The 1,194-nt window shown below is 63.6% G+C and carries 1 protein-coding gene; it reads left to right on the top strand.

Going from position 1 to position 1,194, the window contains the following annotated elements; translation table 11 throughout:
- A partial coding sequence (locus BJ885_RS23130) for a type VI secretion system Vgr family protein (protein WP_121930912.1) occupies nucleotides 1-1,194 on the top strand: 1,194 nt, incomplete at both ends.

Here is a 1,194-nt window from a genome sequence, read left to right as displayed (position 1 = left end):
CCTGCTGACGTCCCGCTATGTTAACGGCAAGATTACCCGCGTGGCGGTCAGCGCCGTCGAGCTGACGGGCACCCGCTATGCGGTGTACCAGCTGACGGTTGAGCCGGACCTGTGGCCGATGAAGCGCGACCGTAACCTGCGTATCTTCCAGGGCCAGACGGTGCCGCAGATTGTGAAAACCCTGCTGGGCGAGCATCAGGTTAACGTTGAGGATAAACTCACCGGCAGCTACCGCGTATGGGACTACTGCGTGCAGTATCAGGAGTCGAGCCTGGACTTCATCAGCCGCCTGATGGAGCTGGAGGGGATTGCCTATCACTTCAGCCATGAGGCCGACAAACATACCCTGGTACTCACCGACGCCGCCACGCAGCATCAGCCGTTCAGCGGCTATGAGGTCATTCCTTACCACCAGACGCCGTCCGGCGGCAGTACGGATGAAGAGGGCATCAGCCAGTGGGCGCTGGAGGACAGCGTGACGCCGGGGATTTACAGCCTCGACGACTATGACTTCCGCAAGCCGAACGCGTGGCTGTTCCAGGCCCAGCAGAACCCGGCGTCGCCGAAACCGGGCAGCATCGACGTGTACGACTGGCCGGGGCGCTTTGTGGATAAAGGGCACGGGGAGTTCTATGCCCGTATCCGTCAGGAGCGCTGGCAGGTGGAGCATCAGCAGATTCAGGCCACCGCCACGGCGGCGGGGATTGCGCCGGGGCACACCTTCACCTTAACCAACGCGCCGTTCTTCAGCGACAACGGTGAGTATCTGGTGACGGCGGCGGGTTACCACTTCGAAGAGAACCGCTACGCGAGCGGCGAGGGTGAAACCATTCACCGCACCGATTTTACGGTCATCCCGTCGGCGGTGGTGTACCGTCCGGCGCAGACCACGGCGTGGCCGCGCACCTACGGCCCGCAGACCGCGAAGGTGGTGGGCCCGAACGGCGAGAGTATCTGGACGGACAAATACGGTCGCGTGAAAGTCAAATTCCACTGGGACCGTCTGGCGAAGGGCGATGACACCAGCTCCTGCTGGGTGCGCGTGTCGAGCGCGTGGGCGGGCCAGGGCTACGGCGGGGTGCAAATCCCGCGCGTCGGCGATGAGGTGGTGGTGGACTTTATCAACGGCGACCCGGACCGGCCGATTATCACCGGTCGCGTGTACAACGACGCGAGCATGCCGCCGTGGGCGCT

Origin of the sequence: Enterobacter sp. WP_7_1, from assembly GCF_003688535.1 — a bacterium.
GTDB classification, from domain to species: domain Bacteria; phylum Pseudomonadota; class Gammaproteobacteria; order Enterobacterales; family Enterobacteriaceae; genus Enterobacter; species Enterobacter asburiae.
The sequence above is the reverse complement of the archived record's forward strand: the minus strand, read 5'-3'. Positions and strand labels throughout refer to the sequence as shown.